This is a genomic window from Nocardia yamanashiensis (assembly GCF_021183565.1).
Taxonomy (GTDB): Bacteria; Actinomycetota; Actinomycetes; order Mycobacteriales; family Mycobacteriaceae; genus Nocardia; species Nocardia yamanashiensis.
Window position 1 is genome coordinate 18,146 of the sequence record NZ_CP089226.1, and the last position, 22,600, is coordinate 40,745.

The 22,600-nt window shown below is 69.0% G+C and carries 25 protein-coding genes; 12 read left to right on the top strand and 13 right to left on the bottom strand.

Annotated elements, in window-relative coordinates; all coding sequences use genetic code 11:
• Window positions 1-40 precede the first annotated feature (40 nt).
• Together LTV02_RS00090 and LTV02_RS00095 are read left to right on the top strand one after the other, a co-directional pair.
• Window positions 41-874 carry an ABC transporter ATP-binding protein gene (locus tag LTV02_RS00090; protein ID WP_067710970.1) on the top strand — a complete coding sequence of 278 codons (834 nt, stop codon included), beginning with the start codon at window positions 41-43 and terminating at the stop codon, window positions 872-874.
• A gap of 212 nt (window positions 875-1,086) precedes the next feature.
• A complete protein-coding gene (locus LTV02_RS00095) occupies window positions 1,087-1,539 on the top strand; it encodes a MoaF-related domain-containing protein (protein ID WP_233036623.1) in 453 nt (150 codons plus the stop codon).
• Here LTV02_RS00095 and LTV02_RS00100 read toward each other — a convergent pair.
• Complete coding sequence (locus LTV02_RS00100; protein WP_233036625.1) at window positions 1,529-2,410, bottom strand: LysR family transcriptional regulator; 882 nt, start codon at window positions 2,408-2,410, stop codon at window positions 1,529-1,531. The genes LTV02_RS00095 and LTV02_RS00100 overlap by 11 nt on opposite strands.
• An 85-nt stretch (window positions 2,411-2,495) precedes the next feature.
• On the opposite strand from LTV02_RS00100, the gene LTV02_RS00105 reads away from it, so the two are divergent.
• The 5 genes from LTV02_RS00105 (at window position 2,496) to LTV02_RS00125 (ending at window position 8,231) form a co-directional block, all read left to right on the top strand.
• Window positions 2,496-3,731: an MFS transporter gene (locus tag LTV02_RS00105; protein ID WP_408639321.1), complete on the top strand. Its 1,236-nt coding sequence runs from the start codon at window positions 2,496-2,498 to the stop codon at window positions 3,729-3,731.
• Window positions 3,732-4,000: 269 nt separating this feature from the next.
• Window positions 4,001-4,843, top strand: a complete 843-nt coding sequence (locus LTV02_RS00110) for an NUDIX hydrolase (protein ID WP_067710980.1) — start codon at window positions 4,001-4,003, stop codon at window positions 4,841-4,843.
• A gap of 253 nt (window positions 4,844-5,096) precedes the next feature.
• A complete protein-coding gene (locus LTV02_RS00115; protein WP_233036634.1) occupies window positions 5,097-5,864 on the top strand; it encodes an enoyl-CoA hydratase-related protein in 768 nt (255 codons plus the stop codon).
• A gap of 48 nt (window positions 5,865-5,912) precedes the next feature.
• Entirely contained in the window at window positions 5,913-6,890 is a 978-nt protein-coding gene (locus tag LTV02_RS00120; protein ID WP_233036636.1) for a class I SAM-dependent methyltransferase, read from the top strand.
• Window positions 6,891-7,013: 123 nt separating this feature from the next.
• A complete protein-coding gene (locus LTV02_RS00125; RefSeq protein WP_408639454.1) occupies window positions 7,014-8,231 on the top strand; it encodes a THUMP-like domain-containing protein in 1,218 nt (405 codons plus the stop codon).
• 18 nt (window positions 8,232-8,249) lie between these two features.
• Here the strand turns inward: LTV02_RS00125 and LTV02_RS00130 are convergent, their stop codons facing one another.
• Together LTV02_RS00130 and LTV02_RS00135 are read right to left on the bottom strand one after the other, a co-directional pair.
• Window positions 8,250-8,645: a PPOX class F420-dependent oxidoreductase gene (locus LTV02_RS00130; RefSeq protein ID WP_233036640.1), complete on the bottom strand. Its 396-nt coding sequence runs from the start codon at window positions 8,643-8,645 to the stop codon at window positions 8,250-8,252.
• Between the two features lie 40 nt (window positions 8,646-8,685).
• Window positions 8,686-9,702: an SMP-30/gluconolactonase/LRE family protein gene (locus LTV02_RS00135; RefSeq protein ID WP_233036642.1), complete on the bottom strand. Its 1,017-nt coding sequence runs from the start codon at window positions 9,700-9,702 to the stop codon at window positions 8,686-8,688.
• A gap of 119 nt (window positions 9,703-9,821) precedes the next feature.
• Here LTV02_RS00135 and LTV02_RS00140 point away from each other — a divergent pair, with 119 nt between their 5' ends.
• Window positions 9,822-10,262 carry a MarR family winged helix-turn-helix transcriptional regulator gene (locus LTV02_RS00140; RefSeq protein ID WP_233036651.1) on the top strand — a complete coding sequence of 147 codons (441 nt, stop codon included), beginning with the start codon at window positions 9,822-9,824 and terminating at the stop codon, window positions 10,260-10,262.
• A gap of 20 nt (window positions 10,263-10,282) precedes the next feature.
• On the opposite strand, the gene LTV02_RS00145 is transcribed toward LTV02_RS00140, so the two are convergent.
• Window positions 10,283-10,702: a MerR family transcriptional regulator gene (locus tag LTV02_RS00145; protein ID WP_233036653.1), complete on the bottom strand. Its 420-nt coding sequence runs from the start codon at window positions 10,700-10,702 to the stop codon at window positions 10,283-10,285.
• Between the two features lie 49 nt (window positions 10,703-10,751).
• Here LTV02_RS00145 and LTV02_RS00150 point away from each other — a divergent pair, with 49 nt between their 5' ends.
• Both LTV02_RS00150 and LTV02_RS00155 read left to right on the top strand, forming a co-directional pair.
• Window positions 10,752-11,621, top strand: coding sequence for an NAD(P)-dependent oxidoreductase (locus LTV02_RS00150; protein ID WP_233036662.1), 870 nt, complete (start codon window positions 10,752-10,754; stop codon window positions 11,619-11,621).
• A gap of 171 nt (window positions 11,622-11,792) precedes the next feature.
• The gene (locus tag LTV02_RS00155) at window positions 11,793-11,969 is read left to right on the top strand and encodes a hypothetical protein (RefSeq protein ID WP_233036664.1); all 177 of its coding nucleotides are present in this window, start codon (window positions 11,793-11,795) and stop codon (window positions 11,967-11,969) included.
• 78 nt (window positions 11,970-12,047) lie between these two features.
• Here LTV02_RS00155 and LTV02_RS00160 read toward each other — a convergent pair whose 3' ends face one another.
• Window positions 12,048-13,340 carry an outer membrane protein assembly factor BamB family protein gene (locus tag LTV02_RS00160; RefSeq protein ID WP_233041909.1) on the bottom strand — a complete coding sequence of 431 codons (1,293 nt, stop codon included), beginning with the start codon at window positions 13,338-13,340 and terminating at the stop codon, window positions 12,048-12,050.
• 191 nt (window positions 13,341-13,531) lie between these two features.
• On the opposite strand from LTV02_RS00160, the gene LTV02_RS00165 reads away from it, so the two are divergent.
• Together LTV02_RS00165 and LTV02_RS00170 are read left to right on the top strand one after the other, a co-directional pair.
• A complete protein-coding gene (locus tag LTV02_RS00165) occupies window positions 13,532-14,278 on the top strand; it encodes an acyltransferase (RefSeq protein ID WP_067710996.1) in 747 nt (248 codons plus the stop codon).
• A gap of 10 nt (window positions 14,279-14,288) precedes the next feature.
• Window positions 14,289-14,834, top strand: a complete 546-nt coding sequence (locus LTV02_RS00170) for a DUF1697 domain-containing protein (RefSeq protein ID WP_233036666.1) — start codon at window positions 14,289-14,291, stop codon at window positions 14,832-14,834.
• A 4-nt stretch (window positions 14,835-14,838) separates the two neighbouring features.
• Here the strand turns inward: LTV02_RS00170 and LTV02_RS00175 are convergent, their stop codons facing one another.
• From LTV02_RS00175 to LTV02_RS00210, 8 genes are all read right to left on the bottom strand, one after another.
• On the bottom strand, window positions 14,839-15,669 hold the full coding sequence (locus LTV02_RS00175) for an SAM-dependent methyltransferase (RefSeq protein ID WP_233036667.1): 831 nt from the start codon (window positions 15,667-15,669) through the stop codon (window positions 14,839-14,841).
• Between the two features lie 6 nt (window positions 15,670-15,675).
• Complete coding sequence (locus LTV02_RS00180; RefSeq protein WP_233036669.1) at window positions 15,676-16,578, bottom strand: DUF5753 domain-containing protein; 903 nt, start codon at window positions 16,576-16,578, stop codon at window positions 15,676-15,678.
• A 52-nt stretch (window positions 16,579-16,630) separates the two neighbouring features.
• On the bottom strand, window positions 16,631-16,876 hold the full coding sequence (locus LTV02_RS00185) for a hypothetical protein (protein WP_233036670.1): 246 nt from the start codon (window positions 16,874-16,876) through the stop codon (window positions 16,631-16,633).
• A 48-nt stretch (window positions 16,877-16,924) separates the two neighbouring features.
• A complete protein-coding gene (locus tag LTV02_RS00190) occupies window positions 16,925-17,635 on the bottom strand; it encodes a class I SAM-dependent methyltransferase (protein ID WP_233036671.1) in 711 nt (236 codons plus the stop codon).
• Between the two features lie 61 nt (window positions 17,636-17,696).
• Window positions 17,697-18,851: a serine hydrolase domain-containing protein gene (locus LTV02_RS00195; protein ID WP_233036672.1), complete on the bottom strand. Its 1,155-nt coding sequence runs from the start codon at window positions 18,849-18,851 to the stop codon at window positions 17,697-17,699.
• A 76-nt stretch (window positions 18,852-18,927) separates the two neighbouring features.
• Window positions 18,928-20,190 carry a glycosyltransferase family 4 protein gene (locus LTV02_RS00200; protein WP_233036673.1) on the bottom strand — a complete coding sequence of 421 codons (1,263 nt, stop codon included), beginning with the start codon at window positions 20,188-20,190 and terminating at the stop codon, window positions 18,928-18,930.
• Window positions 20,190-21,716, bottom strand: coding sequence for a 1,4-alpha-glucan branching protein domain-containing protein (locus LTV02_RS00205; RefSeq protein ID WP_233036675.1), 1,527 nt, complete (start codon window positions 21,714-21,716; stop codon window positions 20,190-20,192). The genes LTV02_RS00200 and LTV02_RS00205 overlap by 1 nt, the downstream gene beginning before the upstream one ends.
• Window positions 21,713-22,495 carry a class I SAM-dependent methyltransferase gene (locus tag LTV02_RS00210; RefSeq protein WP_233036677.1) on the bottom strand — a complete coding sequence of 261 codons (783 nt, stop codon included), beginning with the start codon at window positions 22,493-22,495 and terminating at the stop codon, window positions 21,713-21,715. The genes LTV02_RS00205 and LTV02_RS00210 overlap by 4 nt, the downstream gene beginning before the upstream one ends.
• Between the last annotated feature and the right edge of the window lie 105 nt (window positions 22,496-22,600).

The following is a 22,600-nucleotide window of genomic DNA, read 5'->3' on the forward strand; positions in this document are numbered from 1 at the left end:
TTCCCACCACGTTGACGATCGCCGGGGACGGTGAGCCAAGATGGACCCCGTGCCGCAACCGGATCCAGATCTGCTCATCGATTTCAGTGACGTCACCGTCCGACGCTCCGGCCATACCCTGGTCGGGCCGGTCACCTGGCAGGTGGAGCTCGACGAACGCTGGGTTGTGCTCGGCCCCAACGGCGCCGGGAAGACGTCACTGCTGCGCATGGCCGCGGCCGAGATGTTCCCGACCTCGGGGAACGCCAACCTGCTCGGCGAGACGCTCGGCAAAGTGGATATGAACGAGCTACGCCCGCGCATCGGACTGTCCTCCGCCGCCATCGCCAGCCGGGTGCCGGTGGACGAGAAGGTCGGCGACCTGGTGGTGTCGGCCGGATACGGCGTGATGGGGCGCTGGCGGGAACGCTACGACGAGATCGACAACGACCGGGCCGTGGACATTCTGGAAAGCCTGGGGGCGGAACACCTTTCCGATCGCGCCTACGGGACGCTGTCGGAGGGCGAGCGCAAGCGGGTGCTCATCGCCCGGGCGCTGATGACCGATCCCGAACTGCTCTTGCTCGACGAACCCGCCGCGGGGCTCGACCTCGGCGGCCGTGAGGAACTGGTCGAACGCCTCGGTGATCTGGCCGCCGATCCCGACGCCCCCGCCACCGTCCTGGTCACCCATCACGTCGAGGAGATCCCGCCCGGCTTCACCCACGGCATGCTCCTCAAGGAGGGCAACGTGGTGGCCCAGGGCCTGCTCGAGGATGTCCTCACCGCCGAGAACCTGAGCGAGGCATTCCACCAGTCGATCACCCTCGACCGCATCGACGGCCGCTATTTCGCCCGCCGCTCACAGCGTTTCGGACGGCACCGCACCCGCTGAGTAGGTCCCACTCCTGGGGTCCTCAGGGGCAAGCCCCTGAAACCCCGGACAGAGGGAGGAGGGTGGCCCGCCTGGAGCCCGGACTCCGGATACCGGAGTGGGATTCCGCTGCTCGCGTTGGTTCGAGGGTTTGTTGCGGCGTGCGCCATTGCATCTGTGGCGCGCGGCGGGCAAACTGTCGGCAAATGGGCGATGGGTGGAGGGAGCAGGGGTTGGGACGCACAATGGGTGCGGTGCTACTCATGGCCGTCGCGATCGTCACGACGGCCTGCTCCGCCGATCCGGCACCGCCGCACCGGGTTTCGGCTTCCGAGTCCGCGGAGGGCATGAGTCCGGCTGCGATTCCGCCGGATCTACGCGGTAAGACCGCGCAACTCACCTACGACAGCGGGCCGGGCGGGACCGCGAGTTTCGCCGAGGACGGGCGCACCCTCACCTATGTGGCCGCCGACACCGGCCGCAAGACCACCGCCCGGGTGGTGATCGAACCCATCGAAGCGGGCATCTTCCTGGTTACCTGGGCCGACGATGACAGCGGCACGGTGGTGAGTCAGGTGCAGGACTATCGGACCGGGAAGGTGCGGAGCACCTGGACGCGGCGCTCGGATGCCAACGCGCCCTTCGTGATCGACTCGCGGCTGGGGTCGGTGCGGCTCACCGACTGACCCGGGCGCCGTATGCGCGCAGGATCGCGATGACGGTGCGGGCGGCATTGGAGGGGGTGCGCCGGGCATCGTGGCCGACGGTCACCAGCCAGGGGATCGGCACATCGGCGCGCTCGGCGAACGCGATGCCCGCGGCGCGCTCGGCGACCGAACGCTGGGCCAGGGTGACGCCGAAGTCCTTGGCCGCCAATTCCAGTGCGAATACCTGATCCGCCACTTCGATCACCGGATTCCGGTCGGGGAACAGCTCGTCGGCGATCGCGCGAATGCCCCAGCCCGGCGCATAGTCGATGAAGCGCATGCCCGCGAGGTCCGCGGCCGTGAACGCCCGCCCGGCCAGCGGATGCTCCGGGGCGGTGCACAGCACCAGCGATTCCGCGCTGATCGCGTGCTGGGTGAGTCCGGCCAGCTCCGTGGTCATACCGGCCAGCAGCGCGATTTCCAGGCTGCCGTCCCGCAATCCGGCGATATTGCCCGCCATGCCGGTCATGCTCTGCCGCATGCGCAAGGTCACCTCCGGATACCGCCGCCGCAACTCGGCGATGGCGGCCGCCAGGTCGACGGTATGGGCATGGAGCAGATTGCCGACAACCACCTCACCGCGAATCCGGCCCCGCGACAACTCGATTCCGTCGACGATGTCGTGGCGGGCGCGCAGCATATCGCGCGCCGGACCCAGCGCGGCCTGCCCCGCCTCGGTCAGCTCCAGGCCGCCGGGGGTGCGGTCGAACAGGCGCGCGCCGAGTTCGTGCTCGAGTTTCGCCACGCTCGTCGAGACCGCCGACTGCACCAGGTTCAGGGCGCGGGCGGCGGCGGTGAAGGAGCGGTGTTCCTCGCAGGCCAGGAAGCACTCGATCTGGCGAATCTCCATGGAAGTGAGCCTAGCTGCTGATATCTTCGCCATAGATGGGTGTATCGAAACTCATCGCTTCCATTGATTCTGCCGCCGTCGGACCATGGATGACGTGAGTGTTTCCGCCGCCCCCAGCGTCCATCTGTCCCGGCTGACGGTGCTGGTCTTCGCCGTCACCGCGGGCTCGTCCGCCGCCTGCCTCTACTACCTGCAACCGCTGCTGCCGCAGGTCGCGAGCGATCTGGGCGTCTCCTCCGCGACCGCCGCGCTGCTGGTGAGCGCCGCGCAGATCGGCTACCTGAGCGGGCTGGCGCTGCTGGTCCCGCTCGGCGATTTCCTGGAGCGCCGCCGGCTGGTGCCCGCACTGCTCGCGGTTTCGGTTGCGGCGCTTGCCGTTTCCGCCGCCGCGCCGAATCTGCCGCTGCTGCTGGCGGCCGTGTTCGTGACCGGCGTGAGCGCGTCGGCGGCGCAGATCGTGGTGCCGTGGTCGGCGGCGCTGGCCGCGCCCGAGCATCGCGGGCAGATCGTCGGCACCGTGATGAGCGGGCTGCTGCTGGGCATTCTGCTGTCGCGGGTGCTGTCCGGGGCGGTCGCGGAACTGGGCGGCTGGCGGGCGGTGCTGGTGGTCGCGGCGGGCATCCAGCTGCTCATGTCGGTGAGCGTGTACCTGCTCGTGCCCACGACGGGGCGGGCCGCCGCCGAGGAGCGGTATCCCGAGGTGCTGGCCTCGATCCTCGGGTTGATTCGCGTGCATCCCGTGCTGCGGCAGCGCATGCTGCTCGGGTTCTTCCTGATGGCGAGCTTCTCCGGGGTGTGGACGGCCATCGCGTTCCTGCTCAGCGGGGAGCACGGGAGTACTTACGGCTATTCGGAATTCGCCATCGGATTGTTCGGGCTCGCGGGCGTCGCCGGGGCCCTGGGCGCGCCGCTGGTGGGCCGGCTCGCCGATCGCGGTTACCTGCGCGCGGTGACCTCCGGGGCATTGGCGACGGTGCTGCTCGGCTGGGTGCTGCTGGCCGCGGGCGCGCATCAGGTGATCGTGCTGATCCTGGCGCTGGTGGTGTTCGACTTCGGCATCCAGGCCACGCATCTCACCAATCAGAGCGCCATCTACGCCCTCGATCCGGCCGCCCGCAGCCGCCTGACCACAGCGTACATGGTCACCTACTTCCTGGGCGGGGTCGCGGGCTCGGTCACCGCGGGCGTCGCCTACCAGGCCGGCGGCTGGGGCCTGGTGTGCGGAATCGGTTGCGCCGCAATGCTGGTGGCCGCCGCGCTGTGGGCCGGATTCGCGCGCTCCGCCGCCCGCCGCGCCGACCTCACCGCCGTCCCCGCCTGATCGCCCGGGCCGACCCCACCGATGTCGCCGCCTGACCGGCCGAGCCGGTCTCGTGGTCGCCGCCGCCGACCGCCGGGCCGATCTTGTGGTCGCCGTCGCCTGAGCCGCCGGGCCGGTCTCGTGGTCGTCGCCGCCGACCGCCGGGCCGATCTTGTGGTCGTCGCCGCCTGACCGGCCGGGCCGGTCTCGTGGTCGTCGCCGCCGACCGGGTGCGAACGGTGGTCGGTGCCGACCGAACCAGGTTCTGTCCCTGCGTCGTGGCACCGGTTATGGTGCGAAGCGTGAGTGAGACCGTTTCCCAGCCCGCTGTCGCGCCCATCAAGGACGCCTCCACGGTCGTGCTGGTGCGCGACGGAGCGCGCGGACCCGAAGTTTTCCTGCAGCGGCGCGTCAATGCGATGGCGTTCGCCGCCGGCATGACCGTCTTCCCCGGCGGCGGTGTCGACCCGTCCGACGCGGCGGCCACCCTGGACTGGGCCGGCCCCGAACCGGCCTGGTGGGCAGCGCGTTTCGGCACCGACGCGGGCCGCGCCCAGGCGCTGGTCTGCGCGGCCGTCCGCGAAACCTTCGAAGAATGCGGCGTCCTGCTCGCCGGCCCCACCGCCGAAACGGTCGTCTCCGACACCTCGGTCTACGCCGCGGCCCGCGGCCAGCTGGAACGCCGCGAACTGTCCTTCGCCGATTTCCTCCAGCGCGAGCATCTGGTCCTGCGCGCCGACCTGCTGCGCCCCTGGGATCACTGGATCACCCCCGAAGTCGAGCCCCGCCGCTACGACACCCGCTTCTTCGTCGCGGTGCTCCCGGAAGGCCAGCTGGCCGACGGCGCGACGTCCGAAGCCGAAGTCGTCACCTGGTCCACCCCCGAGGAAGCCATCACCCGCTGGCGCGACGGCCTCGACGTCCTGCTCCCGCCCACCTGGACCCAGCTGGTCGCCATCGCCGAATTCCCCTCCACCACAGAGATTCTCGCCGCCACCCGCGAAATCTCCCCGATCATGCCCATCTACGACCCGGAAGCCGACGGCCCCGCCCTCGCCTTCCCGAACGCCGAACAGTACTTCGCCGACCTGCCCAAGGAAGCCCGCCTCCGCGGCTCGCAGCGCCCGGAGTAGCACCCTGCGGCACCCGGGTACCGGCGCGGCGATCAACCCTGCGGTGTGCGGGTCAGCCCTGCGGCATGCGGGTGGCCGCGCGGCCGACGCCCGCTTGCAGTAGTTGCAGTGGTGCCGGGTCCGACCGCGTATGACACGGCGGGGCGCCCCGGCCCACTCATCGGGGGTTCGGGAGCAGCGCCCCCGTAACCTCCCTCCCTTTGGGGGTGTGGGGGCGAAGCCCCCACATTCCCTTCCCTTACTGTGTTCAGCTGTGGCCGAATTCGTGACCGTGGACCGGAGTGTCGAGCAAGGGATCGCCGTCCTGCGCATCGCACGCCCGCCGTTGAACCTCATCGACTTGCAGGTGGCGCTGGAAGTCGCCGCCGCGGCGGAGGAGATCGGCAACGATCCGGGGATCTCGGCCGTGATCGTGTACGGGGATGAGCGGGTGTTCTCCGCCGGGGACGAGATGGCCGAGCTGGCCGACCTCACCCCCGAACAGGCCGAAGCCATCGTGAAGGATTTTCAGCAGGCGCTGGGTGCCCTCGCCAAGCTCCCGCAGCCGACCGTCGCCGCCATCTCCGGCTATGCCCTGGGCGCGGGCCTCGAGCTGGCCCTCGGCGCCGACCATCGCATCATCGGCGACAACGTGAAACTGGGCCTGCCGCAGATCAAGGCCGGACTGATCCCGCTCGCCGGAATCCGCCGCCTGAGCCTGCTCGTCGGCCCGTCCAAGGCCAAGGATCTGGTCTACTCCGGCCGCTTCGTCGACCCGAAGGAAGCCGAGCGCATCGGCCTGGTCGACGAGGTCGTCGCACCGGACGACGTTTTCCAGGCCGCACTGCGCTGGGCCAGGCAATTCACCGGCGCTCCGACCCTCGCGCTGGCCGCCGCGAAACGCGTCTTCGAGGCCGGTACGCACGGCCACGACCGGGCCCGCACCGAGTGGGTGCGGCTGTTCGGCACCGAAGATCAGCAGGTTGGAACACGTTCCTATTTGGACAATGGCCCGGGAGTGGCCCGTTTCACCGGCCGATAACCGGCCCGATAACACTGCCTACCGGGGCGTTCATTAGGCTGCCCTGTTATGACAGCTCGTCCTGAAGACCCCGCGCCGAACCCGCACGCCACCGAGGCGGAGGTCCAGGCCGCGTATTCCGACAACAAGCTCGCCCAGGTGCTGTATCACGACTGGGAGGCGGAGACCTACGACGACAAGTGGTCCATCTCCTATGACGAGCGTTGCATCGAGTACGCGCGCGGCCGTTTCGACGCCGTCGCGCCCGATGCCGACCTGCCCTACGAGCGGGCCCTCGAACTCGGTTGCGGCACCGGCTTCTTCCTGCTGAACCTCATGCAGGGCGGCGTGGCCAAGACCGGATCGGTCACCGACCTGTCCCCGGGCATGGTCAAGGTCGCCACCCGCAACGCCCAGAACCTGGGCCTGGACGTCGACGGCCGCGTCGCCGACGCCGAGACCATTCCCTACGAGGACGACACCTTCGACCTCGTCGTGGGTCACGCTGTGCTGCACCACATTCCGGACGTCGAGCTGGCGCTCAAGGAATGCCTGCGGGTGCTCAAGCCCGGCGGCCGGTTCGTGTTCGCGGGCGAGCCGACCACCATCGGCAATATCTACGCCCGCCGCCTCGGCCAGGTCACCTGGAAGATCACCACCAACGTCACCAAGCTGCCGTTCCTGTCCGGTTGGCGTCGCCCGCAGGAGGAACTGGACGAGTCCTCCCGCGCCGCCGCCCTGGAGGCCGTGGTCGACCTGCACACCTTCGATCCGGCCGATCTGGAGCGCATGGCGACCAGCGCGGGCGCGGTCGACGTGCACGCCGAGACCGAAGAGTTCGCCGCCGCGCTGTGGGGCTGGCCGGTGCGCACCTTCGAGGCCGCCGTGCCGGAGGAGAAGCTGACCATCGGTTACCGCATGGCCCAGTACAAGGCTTGGCTGGCGCTGTCGAAGCTGGACGAGAAGGTGCTGCGCCACGTGGTGCCGCGCCAGTTCTTCTACAACGCCATGATCACCGGCGTGAAGCCCGGCGCTTCCGCGAAGTAGTCCGAGCACCGGCGAATTCCCTTGGGCTACGCCTTCTCTCGCGACGACGTCGCCTTCCTCGGCAGCGCGGCCGGTTCGGCCGCGCTGACCGAGCTCGACGGATTCGCGCTCACCCCGGCGTCGCTGCTGCGCGATCTCGAGCAGATCCGCCGCACCCACGCCGAGCACGCGGCCGCCCTGGTGGAAACCGTCCGCCTGCGCCGCCGTGCCGCCGCCAAACTGGCCGGGGCCGGGGAGTGGTTGTTCACCGACGACGCGCTCCAGCAGGCGACGCCGAGCGCCGTCGCCCGGCATCGCGCCGAACGACTGGCCGGCCGCACCGTCCACGACGTCACCTGCTCGATCGGTGCGGAACTGGCGGAGCTGTCCCGCACCTGCCCCGCCGTGATCGGCAGTGACCTCGATGAAATCCGCCTGGCCATGGCTGCTCACAACCTCGGCGTACCGCCGCTCGGCGCGAGATCAGGAGATCAGGCAGCACTCTCGCTCGCGCCGGACTGTCCGCCCCCAGCTCCCCGTCATTCCGGCATGCTCTCAGCCGGAATTCACACGGCGGCAGTGGATCCCGGCCAGCAGCATGCCGGGATGGCGAGGGGTGAGGTCATGCTGGCGAAGGCGGATGCGCTCGTGCCGTGCAGCACCGCCGAGGTGGTGATCGCCGATCCGGCCCGCCGTGCCGACGGCCGCCGCACGCATGACCCGGCGAAGCTGCAACCCCCGCTGCCGGATCTCCTGGACGCGTACGCGGGCCGGGAGCTGGCCGTGAAATGCGCTCCCGGACTGGATTTCGACAAACTCGCCTGGGCGGGCGAAGTCGAGATCGTCTCCCTGGACGGCGCGGTCCGCGAAGCCTGCCTGTGGTCACCGGGATTGGCGGAGCCGGGTGTCACTCGCCGAGCGAGCGTGCTGTCGTCCACCGGAAAGCCTTGGCACCTCACCGATGCCGACCCGGACGACATCCCGGAACAGGAGCCGGGGGAGTGGATCGTGGACCCGGACGGGGCGGTCGTGCGCGCGGGCCTGGTGCGCCACTACGCCGCGAAACACGGCCTGTGGCAACTGGATCCCCGGATCGCCTATCTGACCGGCGACACGGTTCCGGAGGGCGTGCGCGGCTTCCGCATTCTCGACCGGATGGAATTCCGGGAGAAGCCGCTGCGTGCCGAACTGCATCGCCGCGACTGCGGTCCGCTGGAAATCCTCACGCGCGGAGTCGATCTCGACCCCGACGCGCTGCGCGCGAAACTGAAGCCGAAGGGCGCGACCCCGCATACCCTGGTCATCACCCGAATCGGCCGCACCGCAACGGTTTTCCTTTGTGCCACGCCGTCCGCCGGCTGACGGCGGCGAGCGCGCGGCCTACTGGTAGGTGGCGTGGGTGGGGCGCATGACCAGCACGACCCGGCGCGGATGGTCGGGGACCGGCCGGTCGTACGGCAGGCCGTAGCGTCGCGCCAGTACGTCGAAGAAGTCACCCTCCGGATCCGGTTCGATTCGTTCGATGACGCCGCGCACCTCCAGATAGCGGTACGGGGCGTCCGGATCGTTGATGCTCACCGCGACATTCGGATCGGCCGCCGTATTGCGGTGCTTGGCGCGGTTCGTGGTCGTGGTGAACCGGATGAACTCACCGTCGTACACCTGCCAGATCGGTGTGACCTGCGGCGTGCCATCGGGATTGAGCGTGGCCAGGTGCGCGAACAGGGGACGGGTGAGCAGGTCGGTGTGGCTGTCGGGAATCACTGCGTCGGTCATTTCGTCTGCAACTTTCTGAACTGTCGGCTTGTTTCGCGGGTCAGATGCCCGATACTTCGACCACGCGGAACGGATTGCTCGGGGCGCCTTCGCCCATCGGCCCGCCGCGGTCGAACTGGGAGACCACCACCAGCAGGCGATTCCCGTTGTGCGCCATGGTGGTCGGAATGCGCAGGGATTCGTCGGTGACCCGCTGCTGCTGTTCGGCGGCGGTCCCGTCGGCGTCGATCTTCCAGCGGCTCACCGCGTTCGACCTGTTGTGCACCACCCAGAGGGTGTCGCCGCGCAGTTCCAGGCCGTCGCCGTCGACCATGTTCGCACCGCGCAAGCTCACCTTGCCGATCGCGGGCCGGCCGCCCAATCCGATCCGGTACAGCTCGCCCGGGCCCATATCCACCACCAGCAGGAAGCGGCCGGAGGGATCGGCCACGATTCCGTTGAGCAGCTTGGGACCCGGCGCACCGGACCCGTTCGCGGCGCTCAGATCCGCGTACTGGGTCAATACGCCCCGGCCGCCCTGCGCGGCGGCCTCGGTGAGCTGTTGCGCGGTCACCCGGTAGACCACCGGCCGCACGCTGTCGGTGAGATACATGCTGCCGTCCGGGGTTTCGGCGAGATCGTTGACGAACGGCTGCGTCCCGGCGGGTGCGTCGAATCGCGCGATCAGCTTGCGAGTCCCGGTGTCGTACACCGCGACTCCCGCGGTGTGGTCGGTGACCCAGAGCCGCCCGGCCGCATCCACCCGCAAGCCGTTGGCGGTCTGCCTCCCGTCGGTTCCGGCGGGCAGGAAGACCTCCGCGCGCCGCTGCCCGGCGGCCGCGCGATAGACCGCGCCGTTGGTGAACGAACCGACATAGGTGTCCCCGGTTCGGGCGTCGACCGCGATGCCCTCGGGGTAGGCGCGTTCCTCGGGCAGTTCGAAGGCGGTGCCGATCGCGGGCGCGGTGGCGGTGGCGGACGGGCTGCCGCCGGTGGCATCGGTATTGCCGCAGGCCGCGAGGGCGAGCACGGTGGCCGCGGCGAACAGCCCGGCGAAACGGCGGTTGGCGGAGAACATCTCGGACCTCTCGGTAGCGCCTCATGTGAGGCGGCATCATCGAACGATGGCTAACGTAGATTAGAGTTCTAATGATTGTCAATGTACGAATCATCATGAGGGTCGAATAGGATGCGCGTATGACGATGCCTGCCGAAGAGCGCCTGGGCTCCCACATCAAGCGCGCCGAGCAGGCTTTGCAGGCGACGAAGACGGCGGTGCTCAAACCGGCCGGGGTGACGGTCCCGCAGTACGCGGCCCTGCTCGTGCTCAGCGACAACCCCGGCATTTCCGCCGCCGCCCTGGCGCGTCAATGCGGCGTCACCCCGCCCACCATGAACACCGTGCTCGCCAACCTGCGCGACCGCGGCCTGATCGAGCGCACCCAGCACGCCTGGCACAAGAACGTGCTGGAAACCAGGCTCACCGACGAAGGCGCGAAGGTTCTGCGCGAAGCCGACCGCGCGGGCACCCGGGTCGAACGCGCCGTCGCCGCCGAGTTCACCGCAACGGAATTCGCGACCCTGGTCGACCTGCTCGCCCGCGCCACCGCCGTCTACGAAGCGCAGCGCCCCGACTAGCCGTCGTCAGCCCGGGTGTCTCAGATGTGCACGGCTTGCTGCGACGGCCGGCTCTCCGAGCCGTCGAAAGGCGGGTAGTTCTCCGCGGCCGTGCGCTCGGCCGCGTCGATGTAGACGGTGAGCGCGTCCCGGGATCGGGCCAGTTCGGCCATCCGCGACTCCAGCAGTTCGAGCCGGGATCGCATGGCGGCCAGCAGCTCCGGGCAGCCGAGCAGTTCCGGTGCTTCGCCGACGGCGCAGGGCAGCAGGTAGGCGATGTCCTCGGAGGACAGGCCCGCGGCGAGCAGGTGCCGGATCTGCCGGACGCGCAGTTCCGCGTGCTCGTCGTACTCGCGATAGCCGTTGGCTCCGCGCGCCGCTTCCAGCAGGCCCTGAGATTCGTAGTAGCGCAATTGATGTGCGTTGACGCCCGTCCGGCGACTCAGTTCCCCGATCAGCATCGAATCCTCACTTGACCTTCATACCGGTATCAACGTCGACCATGCTGTCATGACCAACAACGACACTTCCGTAACTGTTCTCGGGCTCGGGCTGATGGGCCGGGCACTGGCCGGCGCGTTCCTGCGCGCCGGGCATCGCACCACGGTGTGGAACCGGACGCCCGGCAAGGCGGACGAATTGGTAACCCGGGGTGCGCACTTGGCTCCTACCAGCGAGGTCGCCGTGCGGGCGAGTGCGCTCACGATCGTCTGCCTGACCGACTACCCCGCCATGTACGAGCTGCTCGGCGAGGTGGAGTTGGCGGGCACGACCCTGCTCAATCTCACCTCGGGCGACTCGGCGCAGGCGCGGGCCGCCGCCCGCTGGGCCGAGGAGCGCGGCGCGCGGTACCTGGACGGCGCGATCATGGCGATCCCCCAGGCGATCGGAACCGAAACGGCCGTCATCCTGCACAGCGGTGCGCGGGCGGATTTCGAAGCGCATGAACCGGTGCTGGCGGCCCTCGGTACCGTCTCCTATCTGGGCGCGGACCACGGGCTGGCCGCGCTGTACGACGTGGCCGGGCTGGCCATGATGTGGAGCGTCCTCAACGCCTGGCTCCAGGGCACCGCGATGCTGCGCACGGCCGGTGTCGACGCCGCGACCTACGCACCCTTCGCGCGGACGGTCGCCGCGGGCGTGGCGGATTGGCTACCCGGATACGCCGAGCAGATCGACCGCGGCGAGTTCCCCGCCGAGGTATCGGCGCTGGAAACCGATGCGCGAGCGATGGACCATCTGATCGAGGAGAGCGAAGCGCTGGGCGTCAATGCCGAACTGCCCCGGTTGATCAAGACGATGGCGGATCGGGCGATCGCCGCCGGGCACGGCGGCGAGCAGTATCCGGTACTGATCGAGGAATTCGCCAAACCGCGCTAGGAGCAACCCACCGGGATGGCCGGCCGCCCGGTTCGCGGTGTTCGGGAGTGGAGGTACTGGTGGGTGTCCACCCTGGGCAGGGCAGGTGGCGACTGTTACCAGCTGGGAAACTCTTGGCTACCGTCGAAGAGGAAGTTATTCCTCGAAAATCGGTGTGAAGGAGTTGATCATATGATCGCGAGGATTGCCGGTGTGACGGCCGCTGCCGTGGTCGCCCTGTCTCTCGGGGTGGCCGGGGCGGCGGTGGCTTCCGCGAGTGAGCCGCAGGCCAAGCCGGTGGACGGTTCGGTCGGCGTCTGTTTCACCGTGCCGATGCCGGGGTCCGCGGATTTGGTCTGGTGTCTGTGATTCGGGTGTTCTGACTACCGAAGGCCCGGTCCGTGCGGACCGGGCCTTCGGTAGCTGATCGTGTGCCGAATGCGGATGCTACTTCTCGGGTTTGAAGACGAACAGTTCGCCGATTCGCGTGGTGACCACCACGTCGCCGTCCTTGCTGATCGCGGTGCCGACCGTGGTGCCCTCCGCGCCCGGCATGTCATCGGAGTCGACGGTCGCCCCGGAACGGGTGTCGAAGGTGACCAGGGTCAGGCCGTCGCCGATCGGGGCGACCGTGTAACCGGTATTGCCGCCGGTCTGCACCGGGCGGCCGCGCAGTGCGAGATCCTTACGCTCCCAGGCGATCTCGGCCTTGTCGCCGCGATCGTGAAGCGCCATCAGATGCCCGTCGTCACCGGCGGGAATCAGCATGCCGTCGGTGACCGAGATGGCCCCGCGCGGTGCGAAATCCAGCTTCTGCACCCATTTGGTGCGCCCGTCGGAGGTATCGACCGCCAGCAGCTGATTGCTGTTGTCGCCCACGTAGAGCGTGGACCCGTCCTTGGACAGGGCCGGGGAGGTAGCGCTGCCGCCGTTGAGCATCTGCGCGCTCCAGTCCCGGCGAATCTCCTTGCCGTCGTAGGTCAGCGCGACCAGCTCGGCCGTACCCTGACCCGGCCGCCACACCGTCGCGTAGAACCGCCCGGACTTCTCGTCCACCGCCGACACATTCGCCACCGGGCATTGCGGCCCGCCCTCGGCGCAGTCCTCGAGCCCCTGCCCGTCCGGCGGCCGGTTCAGTCCCGGATTGGCCATGAAGTCCGGTTCGCCGAGCAATTGGAAGCTCGACACCCGCCGCTCGCCGGTCTGCCGGCTCAGCACGTCCACCTGCCCGAGCTGGGTCACCGACAGCACGTTCCCGTCGCCGGTGAACTGCACCGACACCGGTACCCCCGCCGCCTGGGTGCGCCAGCGCGGCTGCCCGAGCGCGTTGTAGGCGTTCACCCCGCCGTCGTCGCCCACATACACATTGGTGGCCCCGTCCACGGCCGCCCCGCCGTCGATGGCGTTGTAGCCCATCGGGTTACAGAAGCGTTTGCGCCCGGTCGGCATCTGGAAGGAGAAGATATTGCAGGACCCGGTGCGCGTGGTGACGAACAGCTGCCCGTCCGGCCCGACCGTCACCGGCGCGGCCACCGGCCCGCCGATCGGCCGCTGCCAGTTCAGGGCCAGCGCCCGCGACCCGGTCACCGGGCTGCTGCCGCTGTTGCGCGCGTCGTGCATGGCGAGCGGCCAGCCGTCCCCCGGACCGACCCGGATATCGTCGACCGTGGTGCTACCGCAGGCGCTCGCCGCGAACACTCCCGCGGCGGCGATCGCCAATGCCCGGATACCGCTCCCCATTCGCACTTGCCGATGTCCCTTCTGCCAGTACGGAGTCTGTGGTTTGCTCTCGGGCTGGTGCGGTGTTCACGCGCGGCCGGACGGGATGGTCACACTCGAGCTCACACAGCCGGGGCATAGCCTACGTTCGTGCCCCGAGGCGGGGACCGATACCCTCGTCTAAACGGCCCGAGGACTGTAGGAGCAAGTTCGTGACGAGCATGTGGGGCGCACCGTTGCGCTCGCGGTGGAAGGGTTCGCGTCGCCGGGATCCCGAGCAGGCCCGCTTCCTGACCGTGGCCTCGCTCAAATGGGTGCTCGCCAACCGCGCCTACACCCCCTGGTATCTGGTCCGGTACTACCGGCTCTGGAAGTTCAAGATGGCCAACCCGCACATCGTGCTGCGCGGCATGGTCTTCCTCGGCAAGAACGTCGAGGTGCACGCGACGCCGGAGTTCGCGCGCCTGGAGATCGGCCGCTGGGTGCACATCGGCGACGGCAATGCCATCCGCTGCCACGAGGGCTCGCTGCGCATCGGCGACAAGGTGGTGTTCGGCAAGGACAATGTCGTCAACACCTACCTCGATATCGAGATCGGCGAGTCCACCCTGGTCGCCGACTGGTGCTACATCTGCGATTTCGACCATGTCACCGACGACATCAATATGCCCATCAAGGATCAGGGCATTGTGAAGTCCCCGGTGCGCATCGGCCCCGACACCTGGATCGCCGCCAAGGTCACCGTGCTGCGCTCCACCCGCGTCGGCCGTGGCTGCGTGCTGGGCGCGCACGCCGTGGTCAAGGGCGATTACCCCGACTACAGCATCTGTGTCGGCGCCCCCGCCCGCGCCGTCAAGAACCGCAAGGACGCCTGGGACGCCGCCGCGGACCAGCGCGCCGAATACCTTGCCGCCCTGGCGGATATCGAACGCAAGAAGAACGGCGCGGTCGCGTCGTGACGGGCCGGTCGTGGTGAACGGCTACGCGGCGTTCCTGCGCGGCATCATGCCCTCGAACCCGAACATGCGTAACGAGAAGCTGCGCGGCGTGTTCGAGGGCCTCGGCTTCGAGCGGGTGAACACGCTGCTCTCCAGCGGCAATGTCACCTTCCACAGCCCCGAATCCGATGTCCCCGACCTGGAATCGCGCATTCAGCGGGCCTTGAACGCCGAACTGGATATCCCCGGCGGCACCCTGATCCGCACCCGCGAGCAACTGCGCGACCTGGTCGATTCCGACCCCTTCGCCGGTCTCACCCACTGCCGCGAAACCTATCTGACCGTCACCTTCGTCCGCGATCCCGCCGCCGGCGTTCCCGACGAGGTGGCCGGCAAGATGGACGCCATCCGCCTCGTCGGCTTCGACCGCGACGCCGCCGCCCTGCTCAGCGTCATCGACAACACCAACCCGTCCACCACCAATTTCATGGCGGTGGTCGAGAAGTTCTACGGCAAGGACATCACCACCCGCACCTTCCTCACCGTCCAGAAGGCGCTGAAGAAGCTGGAGTCCTGACGGCTCAGGGCTTGCGGCCGATACCCGCCCAGTACCAAGCGCTTTCGGCGTCGGCGACCGCGGTGGGGCGATCGGTGAGTTCGGGGCGCCAGGTGGCTACGGGGACGAGGCCGGGGTCTACGAGGGTGGTGCCGGCGAACAGGTCACCGGTGTCGGATTTGCTGCGCGGGTGGAAGACGATGCCGGAGGATTCGGCGGCGGCTTTCACCCCCGCCATGGCTTCCGGGGCGAAATCGGCTGTGGGGTGGGTGATCACGAGGTAGCTGCCGCTGGGGACGGCGTCCAGCAGGCGGGTGATGATCTCCAGGGGCTGATCCTCGTCGCGGAAGTACATCATGATGGCGACCAGCATGATGGCCACCGGTTCGTTCAGGTCGAGGGTGCCGGTGAGATCGGGATTGTCCAGGATCGAGGCCGGGTCGTGCAGGTCGGCGTGGATGAAGCGGGTGCGGCCCTGCGGGGTGCTGGCCATGAGGGCGCGGGCGTGGGCCAGGACGATGGGGTCCTTGTCGACGTAGACGACGCGGGTGTTGGGGTCCAGGTCCTGCGCTACTTCGTGGGTGTTGCCGGCGGTGGGGATGCCGGTGCCGATATCGAGGAACTGTTTGATGCCGGCCTCGGCGACCAGGTAGCGGACGGCGCGGGTCAGGAAGGCGCGGTTGGCGCGGGCCATGGTCTTGATGGTGGGCACGTGCTGGGCGATGGCGTCGCCGAGAGCGCGGTCGGCGGGATAGTTCTCCTTGCCGCCCAGCCAGTAGTCGTAGACGCGGGCCTCGTGCGGGACGGTGGTGTCGATCTCGATCGGCAGGGGCGTGCCGGCGGTGCTCTCGGACATGGGTGCTCAGTTCTGTTCGATGGGCCGGAGCGCGGCGATGAAGCCGGCGGTCCGTTCGGGCGGGGCGGCGCACACGCACAGCCGATCCCAGATGGCATTGAGCCGATCCAGTTCGCCGGTGCGGTCCAGGAATTGCGCGCCGATGGGGTGACGCAGGTGTGCGATATCGCCCAATTCCGGTGCGGCGAAACGCAAGAGGGTGAAAGCGGTCTCGCTGATGGCGGGGCCGCCGACGTGGTCGGGGAGGATCTGCACGGTCACATTGGGCTGCTCGGTGAGCGCGGCGAGATGGTCGAGCTGCGCCTGCTGCACCTCGGGCCCGCCGAGCGGCCGCCGCAGCGCCGCTTCCTCGACCACGAACCACACCCGGGGTGGCTCGGCGCGGGTGAGCAGGCGCTGGCGCCGCACCAGCAGTTCCACCCGGCGCTGGATCTCGGCCGCCGGATCGCTGCCCGCGAGCGCGAACGCGGTGTGCGCGTAGGACGGCGTCCACACCAGCTCGGGCAGCAAACCCGGTGCGTAACAACGGATCAGCGCGGCGGCGTCCTCCAGTGCGAGATAGGTGTCGGGCCGTGCCGTGGTGAGATCCGCGCCGCCCTGCCACTGCCCGACCGCATTGGCGCGCTCGGCCAGCCCCAGGTATTCGCCGCGGGTCTTGGGGTCGTGCACGCCGTAGAGGGTGAGCAGATCGTCGATGTCCATGGCCCGGAAGCCGACCCGCCCGGCCTCCAGGCGGCTGATCTTGGAATGCGAGGCGCGGATGGCCAGTCCCGCGGTCTCGCCGCTGATTCCGGCCGCTTCCCGCAACCGGCGCAAGCGCACCCCGAGGACACGCCGCACCAGGGCCGGATCCGCCGCGCGATCACCCGCGCCGGCGCCACCGCCGGCGACCGCCAGGTTCTCGATCACTTGCCACTCCTGATTCCCCCGCCCTTCGCGTACCAGAGTGTGCCACAACCCATTACGTCGCACCCGCTGAAATCTTGCACGTGCCGATGCACGTGCAGCACGGTATCCTTACCGCGGAGATCAGCGCCACCGGGTGCAGCCCGGATCTCTGTTGGGGGCCGCCATGAACAGTCAGCACACCGCCCGGATCGCCGACCGCGAACGCCGGGACCGGATCGGAATGGCCGAGGTCGTCCTGGCCTACGGCATGGAAACGGTGATGCGCCGCATCGAACAGCTGCGCATCACCGGAATGCATTACGCCGCAAAGGCTATCGAACACGAACTGGCCGTGCCCGGCGCACCGTCACACCCGGCGGAACCGGGCCAGCCGTCCGGGCACGTCGATGGGGCCCGGGCCGACGGGCAGCCGCACCCGAAACTCGGTCTCGGCGAGCGCTTCTGTCACCCAGCCCTCGGCGAAACCCGCACGCAGCTCATCGGCGGTCAATGACGGCACCACCGCGCCGGCGTCCACCCGCGCGGTAATCCCGGAATCGGTTCGCAGCGCGGCCATTTCAGCGAACCGCCGCTGAAAATCCGCCGCGGAACGATCACTGAGCACCAGCACGTGCGCGACCCCACCCACCCGGCAGACCCGGCGCAGGCTCGCCGCGTAGGCGGCCAGCTGGTCACCGTGGAACAGGTGCGCGACGGCGGAGTCGATCACGGTGTCGAAGCGGTCGGTGTACGCGTCGAGGGCGAAGACGTCGGCGACCTCGAAGGCCGCGTCGAGCCCGCGCCGCTTCGCCTTCTCCTGGGCCAGCCGGATCGCCGTGGGCGCGAGATCCACTCCGGTCACGTCATAACCCTTGTCCGCCAAGAAGAGTGCGTTCTCGCCGGTGCCGCAACCGGAGTCCAGCACCGTGCCGGTGATGAGCCCGGCCGCCTCGAGCGGGACGAGGCTGGGTTGCGGGCCGCCGATGTCCCACGGCGCGGGGGCGGCGGCGTAGGGTCCGTCGCCGCGGTAGACGGCATCGAAATCTGCGTTGTCGGATCGAAATTCGGAATCGGTCATATCCCCACCCTGTCGTCGCCCGCGGTTGATCCGCAAGGCTGATTTTCGGCAAACTAACTGCTCAGAGGGCCGCGTAGACGGCTTCCAGGAGTTGATAGGCGCGCCGGTCGCCGGCCAGCCAATCGCGCCGCAGGTTCGGGATGAACGCGAACGCGACCCTGTTCTCGATATCCCCGAGGCCGATCGATCCGCCCGCGCCGGGGTGCCCGAAAGCGTTGGGGCGGGCGGCGTCCGGGACGATCATGTTGTGGGAGGGCCGGGTGTAGCCGAGGCCGTAGGCGGAGATGTTCCCGAGCACTTCGTCGACGCCGCGTACGCGTTCGCGGATCGCATCACGCAGGATCGGCTCCGGCAGCAGTTTTCCGGCGATGAGATCGCGGTAGAACGACGCCAGGGCGCGCGGTGTGGCGACCAGTCCGACGGCGGGCCAGCCGCCGGTGACCACCTCCGGTTTGCCGAACGCGGTTCGCGGATTGGTGGCCGAGCGCATGATCAGCGATTCCGGGTCGCGGAAGGCCGCGACCATGCGGCCGACGCTGGCGGCGTCGATCGGCGCGGGATCGCCCGTCCACTTCTGCTCCTCGAGGGGCGGAAAGCTCAGTCGCGCAATCTGTTCCAACAGTGCGGCCGGTGCGCCGACATGCAGGTCGGGGGAGAGGTGGCGGCGGGTGTAGTCGCCGACGGACAGGCCGGTGTGCCGCCGCACGATCTCGCCGGTGAGCCAGCCGTAGGTCAGCGCGTGATAGCCGTGCCGGGTGCCGGGTTCCCACAGTGGCGATTGCGCGGCGAGGTATTTCGCCATGAGTTCCGGATCGGCGGCCTCGGCGGCGGTGACGGTGCGATCGATGACCGGCAGGCCCGCGCGATGCGTGAAGAAATCCGCCGTCGTGGTGGATTCCTTTCCTGCGCAGGCGTATTCGGGCCACCAGGACGACACCGGAGCCTCGGCGGAGAGGCTCGCGTCGGCCATCACCCGCAGGGCCGCGGTCGCGGTGATCGCCTTGGTGCACGAGAAGGCGACGACGGGCGTCTCACGTTCCCAGGGCCGGCCCGTGTGCGCATCGGCGACGCCGCCCCACAGATCCACCACCGGTTCGCCGTCGACGTACACCGCGACGCCCGCGCCCAGATTCTGCCCGTCGGCGAAACTCGCCTCGAACACCTCGCGTACGCCCTGGAACGCCGGATCGACCTGCCCGGACACCTGCCCTGTCACGCCTTGAATTAGAACACGTTCTAATTCAAGGCAAAAGGGTGTCCCGGTGATTCCGAGCGGTCCCGGCGTGTCGGAGTCAGTACGGCTGGTTCGGATCCCGTTCCGGCAGTGGCCGTTCCGCGATCACCGGCCGCCCGATCGGGGTGCGCACCCGGCGCTTGGCGGACTGGTAGACCAGCGCCGTCTCCTGCGCCACCACGTCCCAGGCGAAATCGGCGGTCAGCCGCTCGCGCGCGGACCACGCGCGATCCTGCGCGGCGGCGGGATCGTCGAGCACGGCGCAGACCGCTTCGGCCACACCGCTCACATCGGCCGGTTCGAACGAGCGCCCGGTGACGCCGTCGGTGACCAGATCACCGAGACCGCCCGCGTTCGAGGTGACCAGCGGGGTGCCCGCGGCGGCGGCTTCCAGGGCCACGATGCCGAACGGCTCGTACCGGCTGGGCAGCACGATCGCGTCGGCGCTGTGCAGCCAGCCCAGCAGATCGGTGTGATCGAGCCGCCCGACGAAATTCACCGCCCGCGCGACCCGGTGCGCCCGCGCCCGCTCCCGCAGCCAATCGAACTGGGTGCCGATGCCCGCGACGGTCAAAGTCGTTCCGGGATGCGCCTTCCGGATGCGCGGCAGCGCGGCGATGGCGTCCTGGATGCCCTTCTCGTATTCCAGCCGCCCAACGTACAGCAGCCGCGGCGGACCCGAACGCGGCGCGCGCTCCCGGAACGTCCACGACCCCACGTCGATGCCGTTGCGGATCACCGTGATCGGCACCCGCTCCGGGTGATACAGCCGCTCGACCTCGTCCTTCATCGACTCCGAGCAGGTGATGAGCGCATCGGACTCGTGCGCCAGCCACCACTCCACCGAATGCACCTGACGGTTGACCCGCCCGGACACCCAGCCGCTGTGCCGACCGGCCTCGGTGGCGTGAATGGTGGAAACCAGAGGCACGTCGTAGTACTCGGCCAGCGTGATGGCGGGGTGCGCGACCAGCCAGTCGTGCGCGTGCACCACATCGGGCGTCCAGCCCTCGCCGATGCCCGGCTTGTCCAGCGCGATCCCGGCGCGCACCATGGCGTGCCCCATGGCCAGCGTCCACGCCAGCATGTCCTCGCCGAAGTCGAAGGCGGGCGGGTCCTCGGCGACGGCGACCACGAGCACGCCCTCCTCGATGAAGGAGTGCGTCGGGTGGGTGGTGGCGTCGGTGCCCATGGGCCGGCGCGCCAGCACCACGACCTCGTGCCCGGCGGTGGCCAGTTCGACCGCCAGGTGGTGCACATGGCGGCCCAATCCGCCGACAACGACGGGTGGGTACTCCCACGACACCATCAAAATCTTCATTAGGGTCCTTCTGGGGCAGGGCCGAGCCTGCGCGCGTCGAGCGCGGGGAAGAGTCCGTCGGCCGCGTTCCATCCTGCCGCCAACTGCCGTGCTTTGGCGAGTTGCCCGCTCGTCAAGGCGGCTGCGAGTTCGCGCACGGCGTGCGCGTGTTCATGGGCGCGGTCACGCGCGTACCCGGCCGCCGAATCCTTGGAGACCATGAACGCCCAGTCGCTGGAGATGGTCAGGATGGCCTCGCGCAGCAACTGGTCGGCGACCGGATCGCGCAGGCCGTCGGCGTCCACCCGGGCCTTGTCCAGGGTGTCGAGGGTGTGCCGGACGATGTCGGCGTTGAGCTCGACCAGATCGGCCACCTGGTCCCCGGCCCACACCCGCCAGTCCTTGCCCGAACCCCACGAGGAATCGGCCAATTCGACGGGTTCGCCCACGTAGCCGCGGGCCCGGGCATCGGCGAGCGTGCCGACGGTGACGCCGGCTTCGGGCAGCGCGCGCAGCACCTGCTCGAGCCATTGCGGGCCCTCGTGCCACCAGTGGCCGAACAGTTCGGTGTCGAACGCGGCCACCACGAGCGCGGGCCGGCCGATGCGCGCGGACTCGGCGATGAGCCGTTCCCGCACGGTCGCCACGAAGTCCTCGACATCGCGTGTGACGGCCGCCGCAGCGAGTTCCGGATCGTATGGCGCTTTGTCGGGCCCGGCGACGGTCTTGCCGGTGACCCGCGCGGGCTTGAGGCCGGTGGCGTGATCGTAGTGATGAAAATCACGGTAGTAGGGCTGACCCGGGTAGCCGGATTTGGGCGACCAGACGCGGTAGCTCACCGTGAGATCGCGTCCGAAGGCCACCACGTCCGAGTCCCACACGGGGCGGCCGAGGGTGGTGTCGCCGCGCAGGGCGGGACCGTCGGTCATGAAATGGCCGATGCCCGCGGCTTGGTAGTCCTTTTCCATGCCGGGCGTGAAACCGCATTCCGGCGCCCAGATACCGACCGGGGTGTGGCCCCAGCGGTGCTGCGCGTCGGCCAGGCCCTCGCTCAGCTGGTAGGCGCGCAGGCGCTGATCGAGCAGCGGCTGGAACGGATGCGCCAGCGGACCGCCGAGCAATTCGATGGCCTCGGCATCGATCAGCGAACGCCACACCGGCGACGCGCCGTGCATCCAGCGTTCTTCGAAATCGGCCAAAGCCGCGGTGGCGAGCCGGTGTTCGTGCGCGCCGAGGGCGGTATTGCCCGCCATGGAGGCTTCGTCGGCGCGCAGCTTCCAGTTGCCCAGCCAGTGATGCATACCGCGCAGCGAATGCGGATCATCCAGCTGCGCCGCCAGCACCGGCGTGATGCCCAGGCTCAGCAGGTGCGAACGCCCTTCGGCGGCAAGGGTTCTCAGCACCTTCGCCACGGGTAGGTAGGAGGCCGCCCAGGACTGGTACAGCCATTCCTCACCCACCGGCCAGCGCCCGTGATGGGCCAGCCAGGGCAGGTGCGAGTGCAGGACCAGCGTGAACTGGCCCGGGACAGCGTCTTTCGGGCTCACGGCTTCACCGCGATGGCGACCAGGTCGAGGCTGGCGTCGATATCGGCGTCCTTGTCGGCCAGCAGCAGGAAGTCCTCGGTGCGCACCGCGGCCACATCGGCGGCCAGGTCGGCAGGCCACGGCTCACCCTTGAGCGCGCGCTCGATCTGCGCGTCGATGAGGGACCCGCCCCACTTCTCGTCCAGCGCGACCACGCCCGGGCCGTGGAAGATGCCCGCCATCAGCTCGACCTGGAAACCGGCCTCGACAAGCAGTTCGTCCATCTCGGCGGCATTGAGTTCCCTGGTGTGGAAGGGGTTCAACGGCGTGTCGCGGCCGGGGGAGAAGGTGATCCGGTTGGGCGTGCTGATCAGCAGCTTGCCGCCCGGCTTCAGCACCCGCAGGCATTCGCGCAGGAACTGGGCCTGATCCCAAAGGTGTTCGATGACCTGGAAATTCACCACGATGTCGACGGAGCCGTCCTCCAGCGGCAGGTCCGCGAGATTGCCCTGGATCATCTCGACCCGCGGGTACTTGGCGCGCACGTGCGCGACCGCGCTGTCGTCGTAGTCCAGGCCGATCACCTTGGCGGCGACCTCGGCAATCATGTTGGCGCCGTAGCCTTCTCCGCTGCCGGCCTCCAGTACGACCTTGTCGCGGCACTGGTCGAGCAGTTCGGTGTAGGCGATCTCGTGGCGGCGGAACCAGTAGTTCTCCTCGGGGATGCCGGGCACCGTCCGCTCACCCGTCAAAGGCAGGGGATCGGCAGGGTTTTCGACTGGTGTCACGGCCTCGCTCATGGCTCCGACGTTAGCGGTTAGCCATATCACAGCGACCACCGGATCAGGCCATGGAGAACATCACACGCTAAGTTACCCACGAGTAACTTAACGTAGGGTAATCTC

Coding starts and splice junctions, on each gene's coding strand:
- LTV02_RS00090 (WP_067710970.1), top strand. CDS start 41: ATGGACCCCGTGCCGCAACCGGATCCAGATCTGCTCATCGATTTCAGT.
- LTV02_RS00100 (WP_233036625.1), bottom strand. CDS start 2,410: ATGGAGATTCGCCAGATCGAGTGCTTCCTGGCCTGCGAGGAACACCGC.
- LTV02_RS00105 (WP_408639321.1), top strand. CDS start 2,496: ATGGATGACGTGAGTGTTTCCGCCGCCCCCAGCGTCCATCTGTCCCGG.
- LTV02_RS00110 (WP_067710980.1), top strand. CDS start 4,001: ATGGTGCGAAGCGTGAGTGAGACCGTTTCCCAGCCCGCTGTCGCGCCC.
- LTV02_RS00120 (WP_233036636.1), top strand. CDS start 5,913: ATGACAGCTCGTCCTGAAGACCCCGCGCCGAACCCGCACGCCACCGAG.
- LTV02_RS00130 (WP_233036640.1), bottom strand. CDS start 8,645: ATGACCGACGCAGTGATTCCCGACAGCCACACCGACCTGCTCACCCGT.
- LTV02_RS00135 (WP_233036642.1), bottom strand. CDS start 9,702: ATGTTCTCCGCCAACCGCCGTTTCGCCGGGCTGTTCGCCGCGGCCACC.
- LTV02_RS00140 (WP_233036651.1), top strand. CDS start 9,822: ATGACGATGCCTGCCGAAGAGCGCCTGGGCTCCCACATCAAGCGCGCC.
- LTV02_RS00145 (WP_233036653.1), bottom strand. CDS start 10,702: ATGCTGATCGGGGAACTGAGTCGCCGGACGGGCGTCAACGCACATCAA.
- LTV02_RS00150 (WP_233036662.1), top strand. CDS start 10,752: ATGACCAACAACGACACTTCCGTAACTGTTCTCGGGCTCGGGCTGATG.
- LTV02_RS00155 (WP_233036664.1), top strand. CDS start 11,793: ATGATCGCGAGGATTGCCGGTGTGACGGCCGCTGCCGTGGTCGCCCTG.
- LTV02_RS00160 (WP_233041909.1), bottom strand. CDS start 13,340: ATGGGGAGCGGTATCCGGGCATTGGCGATCGCCGCCGCGGGAGTGTTC.
- LTV02_RS00175 (WP_233036667.1), bottom strand. CDS start 15,669: ATGTCCGAGAGCACCGCCGGCACGCCCCTGCCGATCGAGATCGACACC.
- LTV02_RS00185 (WP_233036670.1), bottom strand. CDS start 16,876: ATGCATTCCGGTGATGCGCAGCTGTTCGATGCGGCGCATCACCGTTTC.
- LTV02_RS00190 (WP_233036671.1), bottom strand. CDS start 17,635: ATGACCGATTCCGAATTTCGATCCGACAACGCAGATTTCGATGCCGTC.
- LTV02_RS00200 (WP_233036673.1), bottom strand. CDS start 20,190: ATGAAGATTTTGATGGTGTCGTGGGAGTACCCACCCGTCGTTGTCGGC.
- LTV02_RS00210 (WP_233036677.1), bottom strand. CDS start 22,495: ATGAGCGAGGCCGTGACACCAGTCGAAAACCCTGCCGATCCCCTGCCT.